At 66.4% G+C, this 25,971-nt stretch carries 24 protein-coding genes and 1 tRNA gene; 5 read left to right on the forward strand and 20 right to left on the reverse strand.

Annotated features, from left to right (window positions below):
• Window positions 1-42: 42 nt before the first annotated feature.
• The 12 genes from QEG70_RS13780 to QEG70_RS13835 form a co-directional block, all read right to left on the reverse strand.
• A tRNA-Phe gene (locus QEG70_RS13780) sits at window positions 43-118 on the reverse strand.
• Between the two features lie 59 nt (window positions 119-177).
• On the reverse strand, window positions 178-390 hold the full coding sequence (locus QEG70_RS13785; RefSeq protein WP_308721197.1) for a DNA gyrase inhibitor YacG: 213 nt from the start codon (window positions 388-390) through the stop codon (window positions 178-180).
• Window positions 387-1,505 carry a ribonuclease E/G gene (locus QEG70_RS13790; RefSeq protein ID WP_308721198.1) on the reverse strand — a complete coding sequence of 373 codons (1,119 nt, stop codon included), beginning with the start codon at window positions 1,503-1,505 and terminating at the stop codon, window positions 387-389. The genes QEG70_RS13785 and QEG70_RS13790 overlap by 4 nt, the downstream gene beginning before the upstream one ends.
• Window positions 1,502-2,131 carry a Maf family protein gene (locus QEG70_RS13795; protein WP_308721199.1) on the reverse strand — a complete coding sequence of 210 codons (630 nt, stop codon included), beginning with the start codon at window positions 2,129-2,131 and terminating at the stop codon, window positions 1,502-1,504. Before QEG70_RS13795 ends, QEG70_RS13790 begins: the two co-directional genes overlap by 4 nt.
• A gap of 16 nt (window positions 2,132-2,147) precedes the next feature.
• Window positions 2,148-2,366, reverse strand: coding sequence for a translation initiation factor IF-1 (infA, locus tag QEG70_RS13800; RefSeq protein ID WP_010508114.1), 219 nt, complete (start codon window positions 2,364-2,366; stop codon window positions 2,148-2,150).
• A gap of 97 nt (window positions 2,367-2,463) precedes the next feature.
• The gene (gene hisD, locus QEG70_RS13805) at window positions 2,464-3,768 is read right to left on the reverse strand and encodes a histidinol dehydrogenase (RefSeq protein WP_308721200.1); all 1,305 of its coding nucleotides are present in this window, start codon (window positions 3,766-3,768) and stop codon (window positions 2,464-2,466) included.
• The gene (hisG, locus tag QEG70_RS13810; RefSeq protein WP_308721201.1) at window positions 3,765-4,544 is read right to left on the reverse strand and encodes an ATP phosphoribosyltransferase; all 780 of its coding nucleotides are present in this window, start codon (window positions 4,542-4,544) and stop codon (window positions 3,765-3,767) included. Before hisG ends, hisD begins: the two co-directional genes overlap by 4 nt.
• Window positions 4,545-4,589: 45 nt before the next feature.
• Complete coding sequence (gene murA / locus QEG70_RS13815) at window positions 4,590-5,852, reverse strand: UDP-N-acetylglucosamine 1-carboxyvinyltransferase (protein WP_308721202.1); 1,263 nt, start codon at window positions 5,850-5,852, stop codon at window positions 4,590-4,592.
• Window positions 5,853-5,869: 17 nt separating this feature from the next.
• Window positions 5,870-6,424 carry a dCTP deaminase gene (gene dcd, locus QEG70_RS13820; protein ID WP_061273403.1) on the reverse strand — a complete coding sequence of 185 codons (555 nt, stop codon included), beginning with the start codon at window positions 6,422-6,424 and terminating at the stop codon, window positions 5,870-5,872.
• 94 nt (window positions 6,425-6,518) lie between these two features.
• A complete protein-coding gene (locus QEG70_RS13825) occupies window positions 6,519-6,722 on the reverse strand; it encodes a hypothetical protein (protein WP_408887019.1) in 204 nt (67 codons plus the stop codon).
• A 37-nt stretch (window positions 6,723-6,759) separates the two neighbouring features.
• Entirely contained in the window at window positions 6,760-7,902 is a 1,143-nt protein-coding gene (locus tag QEG70_RS13830; protein ID WP_308721203.1) for an aromatic ring-hydroxylating dioxygenase subunit alpha, read from the reverse strand.
• 231 nt (window positions 7,903-8,133) lie between these two features.
• A complete protein-coding gene (locus QEG70_RS13835; protein ID WP_308721204.1) occupies window positions 8,134-9,366 on the reverse strand; it encodes a glycosyltransferase family 4 protein in 1,233 nt (410 codons plus the stop codon).
• A 100-nt stretch (window positions 9,367-9,466) separates the two neighbouring features.
• On the opposite strand from QEG70_RS13835, the gene QEG70_RS13840 reads away from it, so the two are divergent.
• From QEG70_RS13840 to infC, 4 genes are all read left to right on the forward strand, one after another.
• Window positions 9,467-10,441, forward strand: coding sequence for a tetratricopeptide repeat protein (locus QEG70_RS13840; protein ID WP_308721205.1), 975 nt, complete (start codon window positions 9,467-9,469; stop codon window positions 10,439-10,441).
• A gap of 3 nt (window positions 10,442-10,444) precedes the next feature.
• On the forward strand, window positions 10,445-11,347 hold the full coding sequence (locus QEG70_RS13845; RefSeq protein ID WP_308721206.1) for a glycosyltransferase family 9 protein: 903 nt from the start codon (window positions 10,445-10,447) through the stop codon (window positions 11,345-11,347).
• Window positions 11,348-11,388: 41 nt separating this feature from the next.
• Entirely contained in the window at window positions 11,389-13,323 is a 1,935-nt protein-coding gene (thrS, locus tag QEG70_RS13850; protein WP_308721207.1) for a threonine--tRNA ligase, read from the forward strand.
• A gap of 225 nt (window positions 13,324-13,548) precedes the next feature.
• On the forward strand, window positions 13,549-14,070 hold the full coding sequence (gene infC, locus QEG70_RS13855) for a translation initiation factor IF-3 (protein ID WP_172157625.1): 522 nt from the start codon (window positions 13,549-13,551) through the stop codon (window positions 14,068-14,070).
• A gap of 142 nt (window positions 14,071-14,212) precedes the next feature.
• Here infC and QEG70_RS13860 read toward each other — a convergent pair whose 3' ends face one another.
• The 6 genes from QEG70_RS13860 to hrpB all read right to left on the reverse strand — a co-directional run bounded on the left by QEG70_RS13860 (window position 14,213) and on the right by hrpB (window position 21,660).
• Complete coding sequence (locus QEG70_RS13860; RefSeq protein ID WP_308721208.1) at window positions 14,213-14,962, reverse strand: SIMPL domain-containing protein; 750 nt, start codon at window positions 14,960-14,962, stop codon at window positions 14,213-14,215.
• A complete protein-coding gene (locus QEG70_RS13865) occupies window positions 14,959-15,288 on the reverse strand; it encodes a hypothetical protein (RefSeq protein ID WP_374762612.1) in 330 nt (109 codons plus the stop codon). Before QEG70_RS13865 ends, QEG70_RS13860 begins: the two co-directional genes overlap by 4 nt.
• Before the next feature lie 10 nt (window positions 15,289-15,298).
• Entirely contained in the window at window positions 15,299-16,867 is a 1,569-nt protein-coding gene (locus tag QEG70_RS13870) for a sensor histidine kinase (RefSeq protein ID WP_308721209.1), read from the reverse strand.
• A 108-nt stretch (window positions 16,868-16,975) separates the two neighbouring features.
• Window positions 16,976-17,656 (reverse strand): response regulator transcription factor, encoded by a 681-nt coding sequence (locus tag QEG70_RS13875; protein WP_130730648.1) that lies wholly within the window; start codon window positions 17,654-17,656, stop codon window positions 16,976-16,978.
• 31 nt (window positions 17,657-17,687) lie between these two features.
• Window positions 17,688-18,920: a S1C family serine protease gene (locus tag QEG70_RS13880; protein WP_308721210.1), complete on the reverse strand. Its 1,233-nt coding sequence runs from the start codon at window positions 18,918-18,920 to the stop codon at window positions 17,688-17,690.
• A 181-nt stretch (window positions 18,921-19,101) separates the two neighbouring features.
• Complete coding sequence (gene hrpB, locus QEG70_RS13885; RefSeq protein WP_308721211.1) at window positions 19,102-21,660, reverse strand: ATP-dependent helicase HrpB; 2,559 nt, start codon at window positions 21,658-21,660, stop codon at window positions 19,102-19,104.
• Window positions 21,661-21,754: 94 nt separating this feature from the next.
• On the opposite strand from hrpB, the gene QEG70_RS13890 reads away from it, so the two are divergent.
• The gene (locus QEG70_RS13890) at window positions 21,755-23,854 is read left to right on the forward strand and encodes a protein-disulfide reductase DsbD family protein (protein ID WP_308721254.1); all 2,100 of its coding nucleotides are present in this window, start codon (window positions 21,755-21,757) and stop codon (window positions 23,852-23,854) included.
• A 102-nt stretch (window positions 23,855-23,956) separates the two neighbouring features.
• On the opposite strand, the gene QEG70_RS13895 is transcribed toward QEG70_RS13890, so the two are convergent.
• Window positions 23,957-24,874: a hypothetical protein gene (locus tag QEG70_RS13895; RefSeq protein ID WP_308721212.1), complete on the reverse strand. Its 918-nt coding sequence runs from the start codon at window positions 24,872-24,874 to the stop codon at window positions 23,957-23,959.
• A 92-nt stretch (window positions 24,875-24,966) separates the two neighbouring features.
• Window positions 24,967-25,947 (reverse strand): Hsp33 family molecular chaperone HslO, encoded by a 981-nt coding sequence (hslO, locus tag QEG70_RS13900; protein ID WP_308721213.1) that lies wholly within the window; start codon window positions 25,945-25,947, stop codon window positions 24,967-24,969.
• Window positions 25,948-25,971 lie beyond the last annotated feature (24 nt).

Consider the following 25,971-nt stretch of genomic DNA (forward strand, 5'->3'; position numbering starts at 1 on the left):
CAGTTGGTTATCAGCTTACTATGATAAATTTATTGGATTGAATGGTGCCCAAGACCGGGATCGAACCAGTGACACTGCGATTTTCAGTCGCATGCTCTACCAACTGAGCTACTTGGGCACCGGGCCGTTAGTCCGGCTAGGTCATGGGGCTGGGCCGTCATGACGTTGGACAAGCGTTTACTCCACCTCATCATCGGGATCAACCCGTCTTGTGTATTTTTCATCCATTTCGGAGGGAATTTCAGTCGAGGGCACGCGATACTGCCCGGAGAACCAGCGGCCAAGGTCCACATCCGCGCAACGCCGGGAACAGAACGGCCGGTAGCGCGGGCTGGCAGGCTGGCCACAGATGGGGCAGGGGGTGGCTTTGGGCGGCTGCTGCGTGGTCATGGTTCAAATCTCCAGCCATGGGCGGGCAGGGCCGTATCGGCAACGGGCGCAAGCACGCGCCCGGTCAGGCGCATGAAATCCTCCGCCCAGGCCGGATGGTCCTGCATCATCTGCATGATAGCATGGCCGCAGGCCAGCCGCACGGGCTGCCCGTTGGGCGGCATGCCGCGATAGGCCTGCATCTGCCCGCGCAGGGCATGCAGCATGCGGCCCTCGCGCGAATGAAACAGTTCATGCAGCGGCGGGTGCACGCGCGGGCGCACGATCTCGGCCAGGCCCAGCGCCGTAAAGCCCAGAAAGCGCGGGCGCAGCGGGTCATCGCGCAGCACGGTCTCGATCGTATCGCCCAGCGCGCGGCGCTTGCGGATGGCAAGCCCCGCCACGTCAACCACGATCGCGCCCGACAGGTTGCGCAGCCGCAACTGGCGCATCAGGTCGGGCAGGGCATCGCGGTTGGCGGCAAACTGCGCGGTCTGCTTGGGGCGGCGGTCCATGCTGGTGGCAGTGCCGCCATCCATGTCGATCGCAACCAGGGCCGGGGTGGGCGTAATGCTGGCCGACATGCCGCCGGGCAGGGGCACGGCGGCTTCCTCCAGCGCATCGGCTTGGGCGCGCAGGTCGCTGTCAAAGGCGGAACTGGCGCGTGACAGGCGCGGGTGCAGGCTGGCAGGCAAAAGCGTGGCAATGGCCGCGTCATCAATGACGATGGGCGCATCGGGGTAGCGCGCGGCCAGCCGCTCCAGCGGGGTGGGGCCACGCCGCAGCAGCCGGGGGTCGGCACCGCCGGGCAGGTCGGGGGGCAGGTTGCGCGCGCCAAGCCGCACGCCCTTGCCGCCCTGTGCGCTGCGGGTGATGGTCACAAGCACCGTCTGCCCCTGCGTCAACGGGCCAAGCCCTTCCGAATCGGGCAGAAAGCCCGCCTGCTCCTGCCCCGGCAGGGTCACGAACGTGCCACCAAGCGCGGGCGCATGCGCGCTGACGCGGGCGCGGTAAATATCGCCCACGCCATCGGGCATGTCAGGCCGCCACAGGGCGAATTCCTGCATCAGCCCATCTAGGGTTACGGCAATGCGGATTTCACCGGGGCTGCTGCTGGCGCAGATGCGCGCGCTCACGAAAGCCAGCTTCCCTTCTGCCCGCGCAGCAACTGGGCTGTCTCGAACAGGGGCAGGCCCACAATGCCGGTGTAGCTGCCCGATATGAAGCGCACGAACGCCGCCGCATGGCCCTGTATGGCGTAGCCGCCCGCCTTGCCCTGCCAGTCGCCTGCGGCAATGAGCGCATCGATCTGCGCGGGGGTGAGGCGCGAGAACGTGACCGTGCTGGCAACTATGCGGTTGCCCGCACGCCCTGCCGCCCATGCGGCGGTGGGGCGAATGGCGATGGCGGTAAAGACGGTATGGCGGCGGCCCGAAAGCCGTTCAAGGCAGGCGCGTGCCGTCTGCTCATCTTCCGCCTTGGGCAGGATGCGGCGGCCAAGGGCCACGACCGTATCGGCAGCGAGCACGAGGGCCGGGCCTTCGATCTGACCCGCCACATGCGCCGCCTTTTGAGCGGCAAGGCGCTCGGCATAGGGGCGCGGCAGTTCATCACGGCCGGGCGTTTCATCGATATTGGCAGGAAAGACCTGACCGGGCACAAGCCCGATCTGGCGCAGCAGGTCAAGCCTGCGGGGTGAAGCCGAGGCAAGGACAAGCCGCACCTCCGCCGCCGCGCCGCCGGGCGCGGTGGTTCCGGTCATGACCGACAAGGGCGGCTTACTTGAAGCGGAAGGTGATGCGACCCTTTGTCAGGTCATAAGGCGTCATTTCCACATTCACGCGGTCACCGGCGAGCACGCGGATGCGGTTCTTGCGCATCTTGCCGCTGGTATGCGCGAGGATGGTGTGCTCGTTGTCCAGTGTAACGCGGAACATGGCATTGGGCAGCAGTTCGGTAACCGTGCCGCTGAATTCGATCATGTCTTCTTTAGACATCGTGTCCTTCAATCATCAAAAGTGCCGTCCTGCCGCGGGCCCGCGGCGCAGTACGGTTGGTTTATGTGGGGAGACTCGCCGCCGGGGTCAAGTTCCGTTATGGCGCGCCGTCAAGCTTTGCCAGCCGTACGGCCACACTCAGGGCATGGGCATCAAGCCCTTCGGCCTCGGCAAGGCTTACGGCGGCAGGCCCGATCTTACGCAGCGAATCGGCCTGCGCCTCGATGAACGTGGTGCGCTTGATGAAGTCGAACACCGAAAGCCCCGATGAGAACCGTGCCGTGCGGCTGGTGGGCAGCACATGGTTCGGCCCGCCCACGTAATCACCGATCGCCTCGGGGCAGTAGCGCCCCACGAAGATCGCGCCTGCATGCCGCACCCGGTCAAAAACCGGCTGCGGATTGTCGATCATGAGTTCCAGATGCTCCGGCGCGATCTCGTTTACAAGGTCAGCCGCTTCATCAAGGTCGCGCACGGTAATGATCGCGCCATGCGCATCCCAGCTTGTGCGGGCGATCTCGGCGCGTGGCAGGGTCTCGAGTTCCTTGGCCACCGCCTGTTCCACCTGCGCCGCCATGCCCGCATCGGGCGTGATCAGGATGGACTGGGCCATGGGGTCGTGCTCGGCCTGGGCCAGCAGGTCAAGGGCGATGGCGCGGGGGTCGTTGTTGCCATCGGCAATCACCACCACTTCCGACGGGCCTGCAATGCTGTCGATGCCCACCGTGCCGAACACCTGCCGCTTGGCTTCGGCCACATAGGCGTTGCCCGGCCCCACCACGCGGTCAACCGGGGCGATGGTGGCAGTGCCGTAAGCCATGGCGCCAACGGCCTGCGCCCCGCCCACGCGGTAGATCTCGGTCACGCCAGCGCGGCGGGCGGCGGCGAGCACGAGCGGGTTGAGCACGCCATCGGGCGTGGGCACGCACATGGCAATGCGCCCGACACCCGCCACATGGGCGGGGATGGCGTTCATCAGCACGGAGGAGGGGTAGGCTGCCTTGCCGCCGGGCACGTAAAGCCCCACCGAGTCCAGCGCCGTCCAGCGCATGCCCAGCGTCACGCCTGCGCCGTCGACATATTTCATGTCGGTGGGCATCTGCGCCTTGTGGAAGGATTCGATGCGGGTGGCCGCGACTTCCAGCGCCTCAAGCAGTTCAGGGGATACGTCGGCGCAGGCGGCCTCGACTTCTGCGGGAGTGATGCGCAGGGTGGCGGGGGTGACGTTGGTGCGGTCAAATCTGTTGGTGAATTCGCACAGCGCTTCGTCCCCGCGCTTGCGCACGGCGGCGAGGATCTCGGTCACGGGGCCATCGACGCGGGCGGTGTCGCTATCGCGGTCGGCCAGCAGGCGTTTGAACTCGGTGCGGAAATCCGCCTGGGTGCTTGTCAGGCGCTTCATGCCTTGTGCTCCTTGGCCAGAGCCGCGCGGAAACGGTTGATGATCGCGGTAATGCGCTCGGGCTGGGTTTTCAGCGCCGTGCGGTTCACGATCAGGCGGCTGGTGATGTGGGCGATGGTCTGGGTTTCCTCCAGCCCGTTGGCGCGCAGCGTGGAGCCGGTATCAACCAGATCAACGATCAGGTGCGAAAGGTCGAGCACCGGGGCCAGTTCCATCGCGCCATGCAGGTGCACGATGGAGGCATTGATGCCGCGTGCCGCGAAATGCCGCCGCGTGAGCGAGGGATACTTGGTCGCCACCCGCACCTGCGAGAGGCGGTTGGGGTTATCTTCCTGCCCGCTGCGATCGCGGGGCCGGGCGATGGAAATACGGCACCCACCAATGCCCAGGTCAAGCGGGGCATAGATTTCGGGGTAGTCGAACTCCATCAGCACATCGGCGCCGCAGATACCGATCTGCGCGCCGCCAAAGGCCACGAAGGTCGCCACATCGAACGAGCGCACGCGCACCACGTCAATGCCGGGGTCGTTGGTCTCGAAACGCAGCAGGCGGCTCTTGTCGTCGTTGAAGTCCGGGCCGGGCACGATGCCCGCCAAATGCAGAAGCGGCGCCGCGGCTTTGAGGATACGGCCCTTGGGCAGGGCGAGTACCAGCGGGCTATCCGTTTCCGGAATGGCGGTCTGGGCCGGTGACAGGACGGTCAATGCATTCTCCGCGCGTGAAGGCAGGCCCGCCGCAATCGCGGGCGGGCTGTAAGTGACATGCGCGCATACCACATTCCGCCATCATGCAGGAAGCGCCCTTTTGTCAGGGCAGCAGCCTCAGCCTGAAACGCGCTCGATATGGGCGCCCACCTGTGCCAGCTTGCGCTCGACCGCCTCATAGCCACGGTCAAGGTGATAGACCCGGCTCAGGATCGTCTCGCCATGGGCGGCAAGCCCGGCCAGGATGAGCGAGAACGAGGCCCGCAGGTCGGTCGCCATGACCGGCGCGCCCGAGAGCGAATGCACGCCGCGGATGATGGCCGATGAGCCATGCACGTTGATGCGCGCGCCCATGCGGTTGAGTTCGGGCACATGCATGAAGCGGTTCTCGAAAATGGTTTCGGTCACCATCGACGCGCCTTCCGCCACCGAGAGCAGGGCCATGAACTGCGCCTGCATGTCGGTGGGGAAGCCGGGATAGGGCTCGGTCATGATATCGACCCCGCGCAGCGCGCCGGTGCGCTGCACGCGCACGGCACCCTCCTCCTGCACCATTTCCACGCCCGCTTCCTCCAGCGCGCGCACCACGGCGCCGAGATGCTCGACCTGACCGCCCACAAGGCGCAGCTCGCCCCCCGTAATGGCGGCGGCACAGGCATAGGTGCCGCATTCGATGCGGTCGGGCATGACGCGGTAGCGCGCGCCGTGCAGTCCCTCGACCCCGTCAATGACCAGCTTGCCGGTGCCGACGCCGCTGATGCGCGCGCCCATGGCGTTGAGGCAGCCCACCAGGTCACCAATTTCAGGCTCGCGCGCGGCATTGATAATCTCGGTGCGGCCCTTGGCCAGCGAGGCCGCCATGAGCAGGTTCTCTGTCGCCCCCACCGAGGCGAAAGGCAGGATGACCCGCTCGCCCTTCAGCCCGTTGGGCGCCTCGGCATGGATGTAGCCGTTCTCGAGCGTGATCTTCGCTCCCAGCGTTTCCAGCGCCTTGAGGTGCAGGTCAACGGGGCGGGTGCCGATGGCGCAGCCGCCGGGCAGCGACACGCGCGCCTCGCCACAGCGGGCCAGCAGCGGGCCGAGCACCAGAATCGAGGCGCGCATCATGGAGACGATGTCGTACGGCGCTTCCGTATTGGTGATCTCGCCGCCTACCGAAAGCGTGCCGCCGTCACCGCTCACGTCTTCCACGCTCAGCCCGTGCTGCGCGAGCAGGCGGCGCATGGTGCGGATATCGGCAATGCGGGGCACGTTTTCGAGCACCAGCTTCTCGGGCGTGAGCAGGCCGGCCACCAGCAGCTTGAGGGCGGAGTTCTTGGCCCCGCCAATAACGATGTCGCCACGCAGCGGGTGGCCGCCGTGGATGATGAAACGGTCCATAGGCTTGCAGTCCCTGCTTACATGCGCGGTGGGGCGACGCCGACCTGCCCCATGTATTTGCCCTTGCGGTCGGCGTAGCTGACCTCGCACGGCGAGGCCCCCTGAAAGAACAGAAACTGGCAGATGCCCTCATTGGCATAGATGCGCGCGGGCAGCGGCGTGGTGTTGCTGATCTCGATCGTGACCTGGCCCTCCCATTCCGGCTCCAGCGGCGTCACGTTCACAATGATGCCGCAGCGCGCATAGGTGGACTTGCCAAGGCACACCACCAGCGTGTCGCGCGGGATGCGGAAATACTCGACCGTATGCGCCAGCACGAAGCTGTGCGGCGGGATGGTGCAGCAGTCGCCATGGCGGGTGACGAAGCTGTTCTCGGCAAAGTTCTTGGGGTCGACCACCGCGTTGTCCACGTCGGTGAAAATCTTGAATTCGTTGGCGATGCGCGCATCGTAGCCATAGGAGGACAGGCCGAAGGAAATCACGCCTTCACGGCTCTGTTTTTCCACGAACGGCTCGATCATGCCGTGTTCCGTGGCCATGCGGCGAATCCACGTATCAGGCATTATGGGCATGGTGTCCGTTCCTCCGGCATGGATTGCGCGCAGGGCGTGCCCCGCAGCTTGCGCGACCACTAACGAAGTGATCGGCCAACCGCAACCGGCAAAATCACGCTTCGTTGCCGGATGTGTCCTGCGGTGCGGCCTCGGGTGGCGCGGTGCGCGCACGGCTCTGCTGCTTGCGCCGCCGCAGGTTGGCGCGCAGGGCTTCGGCCTCACGCTCGAGGCGGGCAAGGCGGGCGGCTTCGGCCCTGTCGGTCAGGCGGGGGGTGTCAGGCCGGTCGGTCATGGCGGTGTTTCGTTCAAAGGGCATGGCCAGCCACGCCATCGGGGCGTGGCTGGCGCAGCACTCAGGCCGTGGTTTCGGGTTCGGTGGGGCAGGAAGCGGGTGCTGCGGCCGCTTCCGCCTGCGGTGCCGCATCCTGCGGAATGCCGCAGCGCGTGAGCAGCTCGCGCAGCGCCTTCACCACGGGGAAGATCTCGACATTGCGGTCGTGGCCAACCTCGTTCCACGCTGCCTGCTCGAGTTCCACGATTTCCTTGTCTTCAAGGAAGATGCGGTTGGTGAACCAGCCCAGCGCGGGCCAGATCAGGTCGATCAGCAGCGGAGTCTGCGGGCGCAGGATGGACAGCAGCCCGAAGGACTGCGTGATGCGCTCGTCCTTGTCCACCGGCACGTAGGCCGTCCACAGATCCATGATCAGGTCACCATCCTTGTCGGTGATGCGCAGGGTCTGGTACGGGTATTCGGTGCGGATGGTCACGACTTCCTCGACGGGCTGCTCGCGGCCGTTGAGGTCCTTGTGCTTGCCAAAGATCAGGCGCTCGGCCAGGGGCTGCTGGCCTGCGCAGCGCATGAAGCTGTAGCGGGCCTCGATGAAGTCCTCGCCCTTGTCCTGGCCAAGGAAGCGCGCCTTGATCTGGCCCATCTGGCGGCGGTGCAGGAACTGATGGTTCATGTCCATCAGGTTCTCGTGCATGAAGGTGTAGTGGCAGTTCACGCGCGGGCTGAAATGCTTGGTCTTGTATTTGGGGTTGTCGGTCTGCGCGAGTTTGGGGAAGGGGGTGCTGTCCGCCTTGGATGCATCGCCGGGGAAGACAAAGATCAGCCCGCCTGCCTCACGCACGGGGAAGGTGCGCACGCCGTTGGGCATCTTGCCCTTGCCCAGATAGGGCACATCGATGCAGCGGCCCGAGCGGCCAAACGCCCAGCCATGATAGCAGCAGCGCACGGTCTGGCCATTGACGGTGCCCTTGCTCAGCGGCACCTGGCGGTGGGGGCAGCGGTCGAACAGGGCGAAGACGCTACCTTCCTCGGGGCGGACGAGCACCATGGGAATGCCCGCAAAGCTGACGGCCAGCGTCTTGTTGCGGCGCAGGTCGGCCGACCACGCGACCGGATACCAGAAATCCGGGTTGGAATTGACCCGCCGCAGGTCGGGCGTGGCTGCCGTGGTGGCGGTGTCTGTCTGGACGGGGGAAATCTGGTTCATGTGGTGCAGTCCCGAAGTGTTCACGTTAAACGGCGGTCAGCGGGCATCCCCGTCCGCCAGGAATCAGAATGTGCATGGGTGAAGAATTTCAGCCGGGTTGTCGACTGTAAAACCGCCCCTTGCATATGGCCCATGCTCCGGGCTGGATGCTCAGCCATGGTTTTGGGGCGGCCATGAGGCAGATCAAGGTATTGTTGCGCCGCATATGACATAATTGCGGCGCGCCATCCTTCAGCCTGCCTCGGTCAGGGCGCCCTCATCCCATTCCGGGCTGCCCATCATGGTGGCGTGATAGAACGTATCCGCCAGCCGGGTGTGCAGGAGTTCATCATAAACGCACAGGGTCGCATATTGCATGGCCCCGGTGGAATAATGCAGCAGCACATTTTCGCGCGCGTGCACGGCAAGCTCGGCGCGTTCCTGAGCCGACAGCCCGGCCACGTGGTGGATGCATGCGGCGAGCGCCTGCGCGTCATCGGGGGGGAAGGCAAAGCCGGTCACGCCATTCTCCACCGTTTCCAGTGCGGCGCCATGGGCGGCCACGATCACGGGGCGGCCCATGGCCTGCGCCTCCACCACCACGCGGCCAAACGGCTCGGGCCTGCGTGAGGGCACCACGATCATGTCGGCCAGCATCATGGCGGCGGGCATGTCGGCACAGTGGCCTGCAAAGCGCAGGTTGGCCGCAATGCCGCTGCGCTCGGCCTGCGCCACGAGCGCGCGGCCTTCCTTCGCGTTGGCCTCGCCCACGAAAATGCACACCCAGTCCTGGCTGAAGCCTTCCGTGCGGGCAAGATGGGCCAGCGCCTCGATCAGCACGGCGTGGCCTTTCCACCCGGTCACGCGCGCGGGCAGCATGATGACCGTGGCGTCATCGGGGATCTGCCACAGCCCCATAAGCTTCTGCACCCGGTTGCCGCGCACGTTGTGCGGGTCGAAGCGCAGCATGTCCGCCCCGCGCGGGATCAGGCGCAGGCGGTCGTCGCCCACCTTGTATTCATCGCGCAGGCGGGTGGCGATGTACTGGCTGATGGCAATGACCCGCGCGCCCGAGGCCAGCACGCTGTTATAGCGCTTCTTGCCCGGCAGGTTGGCCGCATGCACCCCATGCCACGTGGTGACCAGCGGCACGCCCGCCCTGCGGCAGGCAAGCGACGCCGCCCAGGCGGGCGCGCGTGAGCGGGCATGCACCAGGTTGACGCCGTGCTCGGCCATGACATGGCGCAGCCTGCTGGCGTTGCGCATGATGGAGAAGGGGTTCTTGGCCCCGAGTTCGAGTGCGATGGGGGTTGCGCCAATATATTTCAGGCGTGGCACGAGGCGCCCGCCCGCACTGGCCACCAGCGCCGTGCCGCCAGCTTGTACGATGGCCTGCGCCATTTCCAGCGTGCCATGTTCTATCCCGCCGGATTCGAGTGCTGGCAGCACCTGCAGGATGACGGGTCGGTCAGTAACGGTTTGCATCACATTTCACCATACCACGAACGCAATGGAACTGCACGGTCTGCGGGTCAATGGGGCTTTGGCCTTGACCTTGGCCGCAGGCAGGCCGACGAATGCGCTAATGAGACCTTTTGCCCAGCCATCCTTCTGCGCGCCTGCCGCATGGCGCAGCCCTGCCGTAGGGCCGGTGCCGGTGCTTTCGTGCGCCCGGCATACGGGTTTCATGGCTTTTGGCCTCGTGCTGGCCGCGGGCCTTGCATGCGGGCGCGCCCGGGCCGATGAAACCCCGCCCGTAAAAGAAGTGCCGCCCCCCGTCGCCACGCCCTCATCCACCCCGCCCGCGCCCGCAGTGCCAGAGAGCTGGGATTTCAGCCACTGCACCGCCACCCTGGCCGATGACCCCGATGGCGCCCGCGATTATGCCGAGGACTGGCGCAGCCATGGCGGCGGGCTTGAGGCCGGGCAATGCGCGGCCCTGGCCCAGATGGAACTGGGCGATGTGGCCACCGCCGCCACGGAACTCGACCGTCTGGCCCACGTGCCTGACTGGCCCGAAGGCCCGCCCGCGAACCGACGGGGCAGCAGGCAGGAAGTGGCCGAAACACCGGCCTCCCGCCTGCGCCGTGCCAGTGTTGCGGAGGCGGCGGCCCGCGCCTGGCAGGCCGATGACAGCCCGCAACAGGCTTTTGACAGCGCAACCTATGGCCTGACGCTGGCCCCTGATGATCCGGCGCTGAAGCTGGTCTATGCGCGGGTGGCGGTGGAGCTTGGCCAGCCCCAGCGCGCCATCGACATGCTTACGCCACTGCCATCCGCACCTGCCGCGCGTGACGAGGCGCTGGTGGCGCGGGCGGGGGCGTGGCGCAAGCTCGGGCGCATTGCCCAGGGCATGGATGATATCAACGCTGCCCTGCACGACATGCCTCATAACGGCGCTGCCCTGCTCGAGCGCGGCATTCTGTACCAGCGCCAGGGACATATGGAACAGGCCCGCGCTGACTGGCTCGACGTGGTGAAGCAGGCCCCGGATTCGGATGAGGCCGATCTTGCGCGCCAGGATCTCGCGTTGCTGGAAACCGATCCCGAGGCACCCTGACCGATGGCCCGCATTCTTGTCATCCGCCTGGGCGCGCTGGGCGATTTTGTGCAGTCCTTTGCACCTTTCGCCGCCATCCGCGCCCATCATGCCCATGATGAGGTGGACCTGCTGACCCAGCCACCCTTCGCTGAACTCGGCAGCGCCTGCCCGTGGTTCGACCACGTGCTGCTCGACCGCAGGCCGCCATGGCGCGATATTGCCGCCATCATGGCGCTGCGGCGCATGCTGCGCGGGTATGATTTCGTTTACGACCTGCAGACCTCGGGGCGCAGCACGCGCTACTTTCATCTTTCGGGGCGCAGGGCGTGGTCGGGAATCGGCCGGGGCGCGCAGGCGGCGCATGACAACCCCCAGCGGCGCTTCATGCACACCCGCGCGCGCCAGCGCGACCAGCTCAGGCAGGCGGGACTCGACCACCTGCCCGACCCCGACCTGTCATGGCTGGCACAGGGTGGTCCCGTGCTGCCCGCGCCCTACGCGGTGCTCGTGCCCGGTGCCGCCGCCCACCGCCCGGCCAAGCGCTGGCCGGTGGAGCGCTACGCCGCCCTTGCCGTGCGCCTGCACGTGCAGGGGCTGCTGCCCGTGATCGTGGGCGGGAAGGGCGAGGCCGGGCTGGCCCGCATCATCCGCAACACCTGCCCCGATGCGGTGGACCTGACCGGGCGCACCACCTTGCTCGAACTCGGCGGCGTGCTGGCGCGTGCGGCCTGGGCGGTGGGCAATGATACCGGCCCCATGCACATGGCCGCAGCCCTTGGGGTGAAGTGTACCGTGCTGTTTTCCGCCGACAGCAACCCCGCACTTACCGCCCCGGTGGGGGGGCGGGCAGGGCAGGTACAGGTGATTTATGTGCATGATCTGGCCACCGTGCGCGTTGACAGGGTTGCGGCAACGCGCGTGTAACGCCATTACAGCGCAGTATATTCTTACCGGAGCAATAAACCATGCCTGCCATAACCCTGCCTGACGGATCCGTTCGCCGCTTTGACGGGGCAGTGACGGGCACTACTGTGGCGCAGTCCATCGGCGCCGGTCTCGCGCGCGCCGCCCTTGCCATGGAAGTGGATGGCAGGCTCATGGATATCGGCCGCGAGATCGACCACGACGCCAGCCTGCGTTTCATCACGCGCAAGGACCCCGAGGCGCTGGAAATGATCCGCCACGACGCCGCCCACGTGCTGGCCGAGGCGGTGCAGTCGCTCTTTCCCGGCACGCAGGTCACCATTGGCCCGTCGATCGAGAATGGCTTCTATTACGATTTCTATCGCAACGAGCCGTTCAGCCCGGAGGATTTCGCCGCCATTGAAAAGCGCATGGGCGAGATCGTGGCCGCCAACGAGCCCTTCGTGCGCGAGGCGTGGCCGCGGAACAAGGCCATCGAATTCTTCGAGAACAAGGGCGAGCGCTTCAAGGCCGAGCTGATCCGCGACCTGCCGGCGGATGAGGAAATCTCGATCTACCGCCAGGGCGAATGGCTGGACCTGTGCCGTGGCCCGCATTTGCGCGGCACGGCCGATGTGGGCCATGCCTTCAAGCTGATGAAGGTGGCGGGTGCGTACTGGCGTGGCGACCACCGCAACCCCATGCTCACGCGCATCTACGGCACCGCCTGGCGCGACCGCAAGGAGCTTGAGGCGCACCTGCACCAGCTTGAGGAAGCCGAGCGCCGCGACCACCGCCGCATTGGCCGCGAGATGGACCTGTTCCACATTCAGGAAGAAGCCGTGGGCCAGATCTTCTGGCACCCCAAGGGCTGGCGGCTTTACACCGTGCTGCAGGACTACATGCGCCGCGCGCAGACGGCCAATGACTACCAGGAAGTGCGCACCCCGCAGCTTGTCGATCGCGCCCTGTGGGAAGCCTCGGGCCACTGGGACAAATATCGCGAGCACATGTTCATCGCCACCGTGGAGGACGAGGACAAGACCCTTGCGCTGAAGCCGATGAACTGCCCGTGCCATGTGCAGATCTTCCGCCACGGGCTGCGCTCGTATCGCGAACTGCCGCTGCGCATGGCGGAATTCGGGGCGTGCCACCGCTACGAGCCGTCCGGTGCGCTGCATGGCATCATGCGCGTGCGCGGCTTTACGCAGGATGATGCGCATATCTTCTGCACCGAGGACCAGATTGCTGACGAGACCGCGCGTTTCGTGCGCATGCTGGCCGATGTATATCAGGATCTCGGCTTCGAGCATTTCCGCGTAAAGTTTGCGGATCGCCCCGAGCAGCGCGCGGGCGATGACGCAACATGGGACCGCGCCGAGAACGCCCTGAAAGTGGCCTGCGACATGGCGGGTGTCACCTACGAGCACAATCCGGGCGAGGGCGCGTTCTATGGCCCCAAGCTGGAATTCGTGCTGCGTGACGCCATCGGCCGTGACTGGCAGTGCGGCACGCTGCAGGTTGATTACGTGTTGCCCGAGCGGCTCGATGCCTCTTATGTGGGCGAGGACAGCGCGCGCCATCGCCCCGTCATGCTGCACCGGGCCATTCTTGGCTCGTTCGAGCGATTCCTCGGCATCCTGATCGAGCAGCATGCCGGGCGCTTCCCGCTGTGGCTCGCCCCTACGCAGGTGGTCGTGGCCTCGATCGTGACCGATGCGGCCGATTACGCCCAGCACGTGACCGATAGCCTGCGTGAGGCCGGGCTGGTGGTGGAAGCCGACCTGCGCAACGAAAAGATCAACGCCAAGATTCGCGAGCACAGCCTGGCGCGCGTGCCGGTCATTCTGGTGGTGGGCCGCAAGGAGGCGGAGGAAAACACGGTGGCCATGCGCCGCCTGGGTGGCAAGACGCAGGAGGTGCTGCCGCTGGAAGAAGCGGTCTCGGCCCTTGCATATGAGGCCCTGCCACCCGATATCCGTCGCAAGCGCGGCTGATTGCCTCTGTCGTGTGCCGGAACTGCATGGCTGTTTTCGCAGGCACGGGGCAAGACAGTACTTGATCTGGGGCGCGTCTTTGCGTCACATATCTTTCCATAATGTAAGGTCATTCCTTGCCCGCGTGTTTTCCATGGCTCCGGTCAGGGTGCGCGGGCAGCGGGAATGGCCTTGCCTGCCGTTTGAATGCAACAGTTACAGGAGCTGACCATAGCCAGACCCCCGATGCCCACTCCGCCAAATCGAGAGGGCCCCCGCGTCAATGAAGAGATCCGCGTGCCGCAGGTGCGTCTGATCGATGAAGAGGGCGAGATGCTCGGCATCATGTCCACGCGTGATGCGCTGGCACGCGCCTATGCCGCCGGTCTTGACCTGCTTGAAATCAGCCCGAACGCCGAGCCGCCGGTGGCCAAGGTGCTCGATTACGGCAAGTTCAAATACGAGCAGCAGAAGAAGCGCAACGAAGCGCGCAAGAAGCAGAAAGTCATTGAAATCAAGGAAGTCAAGGTTCGCCCGAACATTGATGAAAATGACTATCAGGTGAAAATGCGTGCCATGAAGAGCTTCATCGGCGAGGGCGACAAGGTGAAGGTGACCCTTCGCTTCCGTGGCCGCGAAATGGCGCATCAGGATCTGGGTGTGAAGGTTCTTGAGCGGATCCGCGCCGAGATGGATGAACTGGCCAAGGTTGAGCATATGCCCAAGCTTGAAAACCGCCAGATGATCATGGTGCTGGCACCGCGTTGATCCCTTTACGGGGATAGGACGCAAAAGCCCGGAGGGATCACCCTCCGGGCTTTTTTTATGGATAAACGTTTCTGGTGAAGCTTTTTTCGGAAAGCTTGAGAAGAACGCTACCTTTTTGAAAAAAGGCAGCCCTCAAGACTTTTCAGGGTTTCAAAATCACCGTTGCCCGCGCTGTTGCGGTCACATCCTGCTGCCCGGTGGGGGCCTCGGGGGCGGCTACGTCAGCCGAGGCCATGCGGGCCATCATCATCATGGGCATGGGGCGGGGGAAGTTCTGCTCCTCCAGCGCGACCGAGCGGATGGAGGCCACCCTGAGCTTCAGCGTTGCCGCCGCTGCCTGCGCGCGGGCCTGCATGTCTTCCAGCGCCAGGGTTTCGGCCTTGCGGGTCAGTTCCGCGCGCCTGGTGCGCGAAAGCGACCAGTCCAGCCGGGTCAGCGCCAGATTCTCGGCCTGGATGCGGCCCACGAGTGGCAGCAGCACCTTGCCGTCGGCCGCTGTCAGGCGCAGGCCCTGCCGCGCCACCCATTGCGGCTTGCGGTTCTGGTGCACGTCGCCTTCATCATGATGCACGAAATAGGATTCGGCATTGATCACCAGCCCGTCGGTATGGGCGGTGGCGGCGATGGCCTTGCTGATGAGCGTATTGAGCTGCGCCTGTGCTGCGGCGGCGGTATCGGCCTGCGCCTCGGCCACGAAGGTGGCGGTCAGTTCATCAGGCGGGGCCTGCACGGTGCCGGTGGCACTGAGTTCGAGTTCGGTGCCATCGGGGCGGGTGGAGTCGGGGGTCTGGGCCATGCCTGCTGCCGGGTGCAGCCCTGCCGCCGCCAGCAGGCCGCAAAGAGCTACCGCCTGGCATGCGCGGGCGGGGAACGAAAAACGCGATCTGATCATGAATGCGTGGTCTCCTTGAGTTCGACCAACGCGCGACGCAGCCGTACGATGCCCGAGCGGATGCGCCCCTCGCGGCACATGTCCGCACCCTGCATGCGCAGGCTGTCCACATCCTGCGGCAGGGTGGGGCCATAGGCATCGATGATGTTGAGCAGCCGGTTGCAATAGGCCTTGGTGTCGCTTGTGATGATGACCGGCTTGTCGCCGCCGCCATCACGCGCGGTCATGATCCGGGGCATATCCTCCGGTGGCGCGGTCGGCGCGGGTGCCGCGCCGCACAGGCAGAAACTCATCACGACGATGACGGGCGTCACGGAGGATTGCATGGTCATCATGTTACTCTACGCTACTGTTCGTGTCGTGCTGATGGGGTAATGGTGACGTTTGTGTCATGCCTGATATGTGCGTGCATGAGGACAGATCCTCCTCCGCTTCACTCAGGGCGCTCGCGGCCACGGGCAGGGCGAGCGAAACCATAAGCCCCGGCGCATGCGAGGAGAGATGCATCTGCCCCCCATGCAGTTGCACGATGGCCCGCACCATCGACAGCCCCAGCCCCGAGCCGGGGGTGTGGCGGGCCTTCTCCGCGCGGAAGAAGCGCTCGGTCGCGCGCGCCATGTCCGCGGCACTCATGCCGATGCCCTCGTCACTGACCGAAAGGTCGAGCATGCCCTCGCCCGTAGGGTCGGCACGGCGCCCCGGCGCGATTTCGCGCAATTTCGCGCGCAGGAAGACCGTGCCGCCGGGGGGCGAGAATTTGATGGCGTTATCGAGCATGTTGGCCACGGCCTGCTGCACCAGCGAGCGGTCGCCGTAAAAGAACAGGCGGCCGGGCAGGTCGAGTGCGAGGGTAATGCCATGCTCTTCGGCCACGGCTTCATACAGGTCGGCCACGTCGCGCAGCACGGGCACGAGGTCAAAGGTCATGAACGCCGAGCGGCGCGCCCCCGCCTCGATCTGGGCAATGCGCAGCAGGGCCTCGAAAACGGCGGTCACGTTATCAAGGTCGCCCACCGCGCGCTCGATCGCGCCGCGCAGTTCATCGGGCGTGCTGGCATGGAGGGCGGCATCTTCAAGCTGGGTGCGGGCGCGGGCGATGGGGGTGCGCAGGTCATGGGCAATAGCGTTCGACACCTGCCGCACGCCATCCATCAGGCGCACGATCCGGTCGAGCATTTCATTGATGGCTTCGGCCACCTGGTCCATCTCGTCGCCATTGCCCACAAGCGGCATGCGGCGACTGAGGTCGCCATGCGCAATGGCGGAGGTGGTGCGCGCCACGGTCTTGACCATGCGGCGGAAGATGCGGTGCACCAGTACCGCCCCGCTGATGGCCAGCAGCGTGACCATGACCCACGCCCACAACAGCGAATCGGTCAGCAGGTGGCGCAGGATGCCGCGCGCGCGCACGTCGCGTCCCACAAGCAGGCGGTAGCCGCTATCAAGCTGGCCTTCGGTGTGGGTCTGGGCGGTGCCGGGCAGGTTGTAGCCATGAAGCTGGGCCATGCCGCGCAGCCCGGCGCGGGTATCGGGCAGGTTGTACCACCGGTCGGTATGCTCGACCTTGCCGGGCCAGGCGGAGACGTTGCCGGTCAGGTAATTGCCCTGCGGGTCGATGACCAGATAGATCGCGTCATCATCAAGGTTCTGTTCAAGCCGGTCCTCGATGGTCAGGGCCAGCGTGGGCAGGCCGCCCATGACCCATCGCTCGGCCAGGCCGCGCGCATCGGCGTTGATGGCGGTTTCCACTTGGCGTTCAAGGAACCCGATCGTGCCCCACCACATGAACGACATGAACAGGATGGAAGACAGCGCGAACATGGTGCCATAGGCCAGCGAAAAGCGCAGGCTGGCCGACCGCCACGCCCGCCAGCGGGAGCGGCGGGGCAGGTCGGGCGCTGTCATGGCCACCCGCGCAGGCACCCGTCATGCAGGCGCATCCCTGCCGCCGGGGGGCGGGCCGTGCCGTGGGCGGCTGCGGCCTGCGCCTGACAGGGCGCGGCGCGGGGCCGGTTACTCGGCACGCAGCATGTACCCCGCATTGCGGATGGTATGGATGAGCGGCGTGCCAAAGGGCTTGTCCACCTTCTGGCGCAGGCGCGAGACATGCACGTCGATCACGTTGGTCTGCGGGTCGAAATGGTAGTCCCACACGCCCTCGAGCAGCATGGTGCGGGTCACGACCTGGCCTGCATGGCGGGCGAGATATTCCAGAAGGCGGAATTCGCGCGGCTGGAGGTCGATCTTCTGCCCCGCCCGGCGCACCGTGCGCGAGAGCAGGTCGATCTCGAGATCAGCCACTTCCAGCTTGGTCTGGGGCGCGGTTTCGGTGCGGCCCCGGCGGCCAAGGGCCTCGACGCGGGCCAGCAGTTCGCTGAAGGCGAACGGCTTGGTCACGTAGTCATCGCCGCCCGCCTTGAGGCCCTGCACGCGGTCATCCACATCCGCCAGCGCCGAGAGCAGCAACACGGGGGTGGTGTTGTTCTGCGCGCGGATGGTCTCGAGCAGGCGCACGCCATCAATGCCGCCGGGCAGCATGCGGTCGAGTATGATCAGGTCGAACTTTTCGCTCACGGCCATGAACAGGCCGTCCTTGCCGTTATCGGTCATCTCGACCAGGTGGCCGGCTTCCTTCAGGCCCTTGGCCACGAAGGAGCGGACGGTGGGGTCATCTTCAACAACAAGAATATGCAAAACGGCCTCGTGTCGGTTGGGGCGGGGTCGGTCAGTCGTCCAGGTCTTCATCGGGGCGGTGGCCCACGCAGGCTTCCAGGCTCATGGTATCGTGGCGGCGGCGGATGTGCAGCGTTACGGTGGAATGCGGCCGCTTGGCCGCGATCGAGCGGATCAGCATGCGCGCGGTGTCGATCGGCTCGTCATTGACGGCCGTAATGACATCGCCAATGCGCAGATGCGCCTTCATGGCCGGGCCATCACGGTCGATTCCCACGATCTGCACGCCGCCATGACCTGCGCCGTCAGCCAGTGTAACACCAAGCCAGCCACGGTCTATATGCCCGTTGAGGCGCAGCTCCTCCACAATCGGGGCCACGATCTCCGATGGGAGGCCAAAGCCTATGCCCACCGAGCCGCCGGTGGGCGAGACGATGGCCGTGTTCACCGCCACCACCTGCCCGCCCAGATTGAACGATGGCCCGCCGGAATTGCCGGGATTGATGGGTGCGTCGATCTGGAAAAAGTCATCGAACGGGCTGGTGCCGATATCGCGCCCGCGTGCCGATACGATGCCTGCCGTCACACTCGAGCCCAGCCCGAACGGGTTGCCCGCCGCCATGATCCAGTCACCGATATTGACCAGCCTGCTGTCGCCCCACGGCACGAAGGGCATGGGGTGGGGCGCGTGGATCTGGATCACCGCGATATCGGTCAGGTCATCGCTGCCTACCAGGCGGGCGGGGAATTCCGTGCCATCGGAGAGCGAGACGGTAATCTGGTCGGCCCCCCCCACCACATGCGCATTGGTCACGATCACGCCGTCGGGGTCGATCAGGAAGCCCGATCCCGCGCCGAGCAGTTCCTCGCCATGGGCACGCATGCGCTCGCGGAATTTATGCTCGAACGGCGTGCCCTTCACGCTGGGGGGCAGGGGCTGGCGGGTTGCGGCCTGATGGCTGTCCTGCGCCTGCGATACGGCGATGTTCACCACGGCGGGGCCAACCTGGCGCACCAGGGGGGCAAAGGTCAGCGGCCCGGTCTGCACCACGGGCGGCACCGGCGGCGCGAACAGTGAGGGACTGGCGGGCACGCCCGGCGCGGAGGCTGCCACGGGGGCTGTCGCGTCCTGTGCAAGCGCCTCCGTGCCCGCGCCGGTCATGCTCAGCAGCAGGACCGGCAGCAGGCGTGCAGCCGGACGGGCCGTGGCGATCCATGTCATGCCGGGGGGCTGGGGAATGCGTTCATGATGAGACATGTTATCCGAAAAAAGCGGCAATGCCATGTCTGCATGGCATGGTAGGGGCTGATGCATGCGTTTTTAGGGGCGGCCTGACAGGCCCGCGCCATACGGCCTGAAAGCCACATGATGTTTCCGGTAAGGCTTTTTTCAAAAACCTCCGGAAGAATACTGTTTTTTTGGGGGAAAGGGGCACCCGAAACCTTTTATTATTTTAATCTGCATCCTACGACCCACGGCGCGGGCGGGGTGGTGGCGGGCTGGCTGTTGCCGGGTTCTCGGGCCAGTCATGGCGGGGGTAGCGCCCACGCATGTCGCGCCGCATGTCCGCCCATGACCCGGCCCAGAACCCGGCCAGGTCCGCCGTGATCGCCTGCGGCCTGCCCGCGGGTGAGAGCAGGGCGATGCGCAGGTCGAGCCTGCCATCGGCCAGGCGCGGGGTCTGGGTCACGCCATAGAAGGTCTGGGCGCGTGCGGCGGCAACCGGCACGGGTTGCAGGTAGTCGATCAAGGCACGGCCACCGGGCAGGTCGAGATGGGTGGGCAGCATGCGGTCCAGCCATTTCAGGCTGGCATGGTCCATGGTGGCGCGCAGCATGGCCAGCAGGTCCATCTCCGCCAGCGCGGACAGGCGGTTTACCCCTGCCAGCCACGGGGCGAGCCATGTTTCGGTTGTGGTGGCGAGTGCTGCATCCGACAGGTCAGGCAGATCGGGGCGGTCAAGCTGCGTGCGGGCCATCTCCACCCGTGCCTGAAGCTGGCGGCACGCATCGGACCATGTCAGCGTGGCGGCAAGGTTCTGCGCCGCCTGCGCGCACAGCAGGGCGCAGACCTCATCGGCGCTGGCGGTGACCGTGCGGTCGCGCAGCACGAGGGTGCCCAGCCGCAGCCTGCGCCGTGCCAGCACGCTGCCGGTGGTGGTGTCGAGCGTGGTTTCCACCTGTTCCTTGGCCCGCGCCAGCAGGGTCTGCGGCAGGTTGTCGCGCTCCAGCGGGGCGGCCAGGCAGATCTCGGCCGCCTTGCGCACATGCATGCCCGCCACCGCAAGCAGGGTGCTGCGGGCCAGTTCATCGGTTTTGGAAAGTCGTGCGCTGCCACCGCCCGCCAGCCGGAAGGAACCGACATCACCGCGCGCCTGCGCCACCCGGTCGGGGAAGGCGGCGGCAATCAGGACGGCGGGATCGCCCGCAGCCTCGATATCCCGGCCCAGCCCCAGCCGCCTGCGATACTGCCATGCGGCATGGCGGATGCGCGAGAGTGCTGCCCGGTCGGCATCGGGGTGGTCGCCACCTGCAATCAGGTCCAGGCGCAGGCGGATATCAGCCGGTGCCGCGGGGGGCGCGCCCCGGTTGCCGCCTGCCGGGCGGCGGGGGCGCAGCGGGTCGCGTTCCTCCAGCAGGGCGGCGATATCGGCGGCCAGTGCGCGTTCGGGGGGCGTGCGGGCGGCCAGCATCATGGCGGCCAGGCGAGGGTGTGCGCCAAGGGCTGCCATGCGCGTGCCCTCAACTGTTATGCGGCCTGTCTCGTCAAGCGCACCGAGGGCTTCAAGCAGGCTGCGCCCTGCCTCGAACGCGCCATTGGGGGGCGTGTCGGGAAAGGGCAGGTCGGCAGGCTTCGTGCCCATGGCCTCCTGCCACGCGGCGGCATCAAGCCGCAGGCCGGTCAGTTCGGCTTCCATCATTTCCGGCTGGTCGTGGGGCGGCATGGCGCGGGTGGTCATTTCCGTCCATAGCCGGATGGCGATGCCCGGCGCCACGCGGCCCGCGCGGCCCGCGCGCTGCCGGGCGGCGGCGCGCGAGATGCGCACCGTATCGAGTCGCGTCAGCCCCGTGCCCACATCCAGCCGGGGCACGCGGCGGAACCCGCCATCAACCACAATGCGCACGCCCGGCACGGTGAGCGAGGTCTCGGCAATGGAGGTGGACAGGATCACACGCCTGCGCCCGGCAGGGTGTGGGGTAAGCGCCAGGTCCTGCTCGGCGGGGGGGAGTTCGCCATAAAGCGGCAGCATGTCGGCATCAATACCCGCAAGGGCCGTGCGGGCGCGGTGGATCTCGGCCACGCCGGGCAGGAAGGCCAGCACGTCGCCTTCATCCTGCGCAATGGCCGTGCGGATGGCTGCGGCCATGGCATCGGGCAGGTCGCGGCGGTGCACGAGGTCGCGCGTGGCGTGGCGGATTTCCACGGGGAACATCCGGCCTTCGCTTTCCACCAATCCGGCGTTCATGCGTTTTGCCAGCGCCGCGCCATCCATGGTGGCGGACATGGCCACCAGCCTGAGTTCCGGCCGCAGGCTGCGTTGCAGGTCAAGGCAGAAGGCAAGGGCTGCATCGGCATCGACCGAGCGTTCATGGATTTCATCAAAGATGACGCAGGCCACGCCATCAAGCGTGGGGTCGGACAGCAGGCGGCGTACCAGCAGCCCCTCGGTAATCACCTCGATGCGCGTGCGCTCCGAGGTTGCGCCATCAAGCCGGGTGCGGTAGCCCACCAGCCCGCCAACCGGCTCATCCACCAGTTCCGCCATGCGGGTGGCCGCCGCCCGCGTGGCCAGCCTGCGCGGCTCAAGCATGAGGATGCGCCCATCGCCCCGCCATGGCGCATCGAGCAGGGCCAGCGGCACCAGCGTGGTCTTGCCCGCACCCGGCGGGGCGACCAGAACGGCGTTGGGCGTGCGGTCCAGTGCGGCCTGAAGGGCAGGCAGGGCCTGGGCCACGGGCAGGGCGGCGGCATTGTCGGCTACAAGGGCGTGCAGCCGGTTTTGCAAGGTTGGGTCGAAAGCCATATCTTCATCTTATGGCGTCGGGCATGGTGGCGGGGCAATCCTTGCCGTGCTGCGTGGCGGCGTTTTTCCTCATCCCCGGTTTTTGGTGGAGTAACTGTCCGTGCCGTTTATGTGGCTTGTGTCGATCCTGTGCATGCTGGTCACGGCCCTGCCGGTTGCCCGCGCAGCCCAGAGCGACCCCGTAACCTCGACCCGCGCCACCGCCACGCTGGTCACGGATGATGATACCTACAGCCCCGGCCGCGCCCTGCATGTGGGGCTGCGCCTGCAACTTGCCCCCGGCTGGCACACCTACTGGCTCAACCCCGGTGATGCGGGCGATGCGCCTACCCTTGTGGTGAATGCGCAGGGGGGCGCCACCGGGCAGGCCAGCACCATTGAATGGCCTACGCCGCACGTGCTGCATGACGGACCGCTGACATCCTATGCCTATACCGGCGATGTGCTGCTGCCGGTCACGCTCACCCCCGTGGCGGGCGAGAATGATGGCCCGCTCACGCTCAATGCCGTGGCGGACTGGCTTGTCTGTGCCGAGGTGTGCGTGCCCGAGCATGGCACGTTCAGCCTGAGCCTGCCGCGTGGGGCATCCCTTGCTTCGGCGCAGGCCGCAGCCTTTGCGCAGGCGGCCGCCGCCCGGCCCGTGGCCTCGCCGTTTGCGGCACGGGTCTCGCCGGAAGGGATCATGCAGTTGCGCGGGCGCGAACTTTCGCCCGACAGCGTGCGCGATGCCTGGTTCATGCCCGAGGTGGCGGGCGCGATCGATCAGGACACCCCGCAGGCGGTGACGGTGCGCGATGGCGTGGTGCAGCTTGCGCTCCATCCGGGGCCGGAATTCCATGGCGGTGCCAACCTGTCCGGCATCGTGGTGCTGCGCGATGGCATGGGGCGCGAGCGCGGGTTGCAGGTCAGGCCGGAACCGGGAAAGGTCGAGGCCCTTGCAGCGCCTGTGGCGGCACCGAGCGCGCGGGCCAATGTGGGTGTGCTGCTGCTCATGGCGTTTGCGGGTGGCGTGATCCTGAACCTCATGCCCTGCGTCTTTCCCGTGCTGGCCATGAAGATCCTCGCCCTTGAGCGCATGGCGCGCGGGGCGCGGGGGGCAGCGCTGGCGGGGGCTGCAGCCTATGGCGCAGGTGTTGTCGTGTCCTTTGTGGCCCTTGGTGGCGCTATTGCGGCCTTAAGGGTGGCGGGGCACGAGGCGGGGTGGGGGTTCCAGTTCCAGTCCGTGGGGTTCGTGACCGTCATCTGCCTGCTGCTGTTTGCTGTCGCCCTCAACCTGCTGGGCGTATTCACCATCGGGCTGCGGCTGATGGGGGTAGGGGGCAGCCTGCCCGCCCATGCCGGTGATTTCCTGACCGGGGTGCTGGCGGTGGTGCTGGCCTCGCCATGCACGGCACCGTTCATGGGGGCAGCGGTGGCAGCCGCCCTTGCGGCTTCGCCCATGATCGGGGTGGTGGTGTTTGCCGCCCTTGGGCTGGGACTTGCCGCCCCCTATCTTGTGCTGGCCGCCATGCCCGGGCTGCTGGCGTGGCTGCCCAAACCGGGCCGGTGGATGGAAACGGTGCGCAACCTGCTGGCCTTGCCGGTGCTGGCTACCTGCGTGTGGCTGGGCTGGGTGGCGAAGCTGGAAGGCGGCATGGATGCCCTTACCGTGCTGGGCGTGGGGCTGGTGCTTGTTGGCATTGGCTGCTGGAGCCTGCGCCGCGCCAACCGGCTGGACCTGCGTGATGCCATGGAGGGGCGGGCCGGGCTGTACCGCGCGGTGGCCACATTGAGCCTGCTGGGTGCTTTCATCGGCGGTGCCGTGCTGCCGCCTGCCACGCTGCATGAGCGCGGGAGCGCGCGCGTGGCCGATGGCAGTTCCGCCTATTCACCCACCCGCCTGGCCGAATTGCGCAGGCAGGGGCGGCCCGTCTTCGTGGACATGACGGCGGCGTGGTGCATCTCATGCCTGGTCAACGAGCGCGTGGCCCTGTCGAGCCAGAGCGTGCAGAAGGCTTTTGCCAAACGCGGCATCGTGTACATGAAAGGCGACTGGACCCTGCGCGATGCGACCATTACTGCCTTCCTGCACGCCCACGGGCGCGACGGGGTGCCGTTCTACGCCTATTACCCTGCCCACGGGGTGGAGGTGATCCTGCCTGAAATCCTCACCCCCGCCATCGTGCTGGACACGATTGCGCCTGCGGGTAAATGACCCGCGCGGGCAGAACAGAGAAAAGTTTTTGGTAAAGCTTCTTTCAACAAGTTTTGAAAGAACGCCGCCTTTTTGAAAGAAGGCGGCGCCCGGAAATGTTTCTTACTGGCCCGTGCCGCCCGGCAGGGTCAGGTTGCCCGGCGGCGGTGAGCGCAACTGCGGTGTTGGTGTGGCGGTATCGCTACCTTCGGATGAATATCCTTCGGGGAAGATCGCATCCGGTTCCTCATGGATGGCCTTGGGCCGCGCGGGTGCGGGGGCTGCTGCCGGTGCGGCCGTGGCCTCCGGGTGGTCATCGGTCGGGCCGCCGCCAATGGTCATGGTATCCGCCCCGGTGGCCGGGCTGGCAGGGGTGGTGGTGACGGCGGGCGTATCGCCATCAAGCGGTTCGGCGGCCACGCTGCCCGGTGCCTGCGGCGTGACCAGCCAGTTGCCAAGGTTGGTGCGGATCTGGTTTTCCAGCTCCTGGTTCATGTCCTGCAGCATGAGGTTGGTCAGGGTGTTCAGGTTCTGGGGCGTGTCGCTGTTGCCGTGCTTCTTCTTGGGGTCAAACGAGCGGGTGACCTGGGCCACGGCATAGCCGGTGCGGCGGCCATCGGCGGAGGTCACGTCGAGATGCACGTTCAGTTGCCCGTCAAGGATGCCACCCGGCTCATGCAGGATGGACACCCGGTCGATGGTAAACGTGCCGCTGCCCCCGCTGCCTGCGGCAACCAGCCGGTCATGCGCAAGCTGCTTGAGCAGGTCATCGGGCGGGTTGGGCGCGCGGCCCGACAGGTCGCCCGGCACCAGGCCCGGGCCGCCCCGGTCCACCACCGATATGGTGGCGACATTCAGGTTCAGCGGTGGCTGGTCACCATATTGCGGCCCGGCAAAGGTGGTCGGCTCGTCATGGTGGTGGCGGCTGTAGGCGGGAGCGCTGAGCGCAGTGAGCGCGATGAGGGGCAGGCCAGCGGCCAGCATCACGCGCAGGCTGCGGCGGAACGACAGGGGGCTAAGCGGCGAACGGTTCGGTCGCATGGATATATCCCGATAACGGCTGGCGCACGCGGCGCGGTCGGTCGATCAGGAGTGTGATCGTGCCATGTTCCGCGCCGGGCGCATAGGGGCTGTCAGGCGGTCTTGCCGCTGATCTCGCTGCGCTGGAAGTGGAAGTCATGGTTGCAGAACTGGCAGTTCATGGTGATCGTGCCGTCCTTGGCCATATGGTCGAGGTCATCAAGCGGAAAGGTTTCCAGCAGGCTCGACAGCCGCGCGCGCGAGCAGCGGCAGCCAAAGGCCAGCGCGCGGGGCTGGCCCGTAATCAGCCCCTCGGCATGGAACAGGCGGTACAGCAGGTCAGCCGAGCCAAGCCGGTCATCAAGCACTTCACGCGCGGTTAGCGTGGTGGCGAGCGTGGTGGCCGTCTCCCACGCATCATCGCCTTCCTCGGGCGTTACGTCGGTTTCGATGCCGCCGCCCATGGCGATCTTTTCCATCACCAGCGCGCCCGCGCGCCAGCCGGCTTCTGTCTTGTCACAGAACAGCTTGACCCAGCAGGCATGCTGCTCGGAGGTGGCGAAGTAATGCGCCGCCATCTCCGACAGGCTCTCCCCGCTGATCTCGACAATGCCCTGATGGATGTCGGTATCAGGCCCCTGGTCCACGCTGAAGGCGATGTAGCCCTTGCCCAGCAGGTCGCTTGCCGTGGGGTTGGGATTGGTCTTGAGCAGCTCGGCTACCGCCTCGTCATCGGAGCGGGCATGAAAGCGCAGTGCGCCCGCATCGGTGCAGTCGGCCAGCAGCAGGCTCAAAGGGCCATCGCCCTTGGCCTGTAGCGAGAACGACCCCTGAAATTTGAGTGCCGAAGCCAGTGCTGCCACCAGTGCCAGCGCCTCGCCCGCAAGGCGGAGCACGCAGTCGGGGTTGTCATGGCGGGTCAGCAGCGTGTCGGTCAGCACGCCGGGCCGCACGAGGCGGCCGCGCACGGGCCGGTTGTCAAGATAGAACGGCACCACGCCCTGCGGCACGACCAGATCGGGCGTGTCGGGGCGGCTGGTGTCGAGAAAGGCGGGGGAGGAAATATTGGAGGTCATGGCACAAACCCGCTTCATCACGCCCCGCCATGGCGGCGGGGC

This window comes from Komagataeibacter xylinus (assembly GCF_031081985.1).
In the GTDB taxonomy this organism is placed as follows: Bacteria; Pseudomonadota; Alphaproteobacteria; order Acetobacterales; family Acetobacteraceae; genus Komagataeibacter; species Komagataeibacter xylinus_E.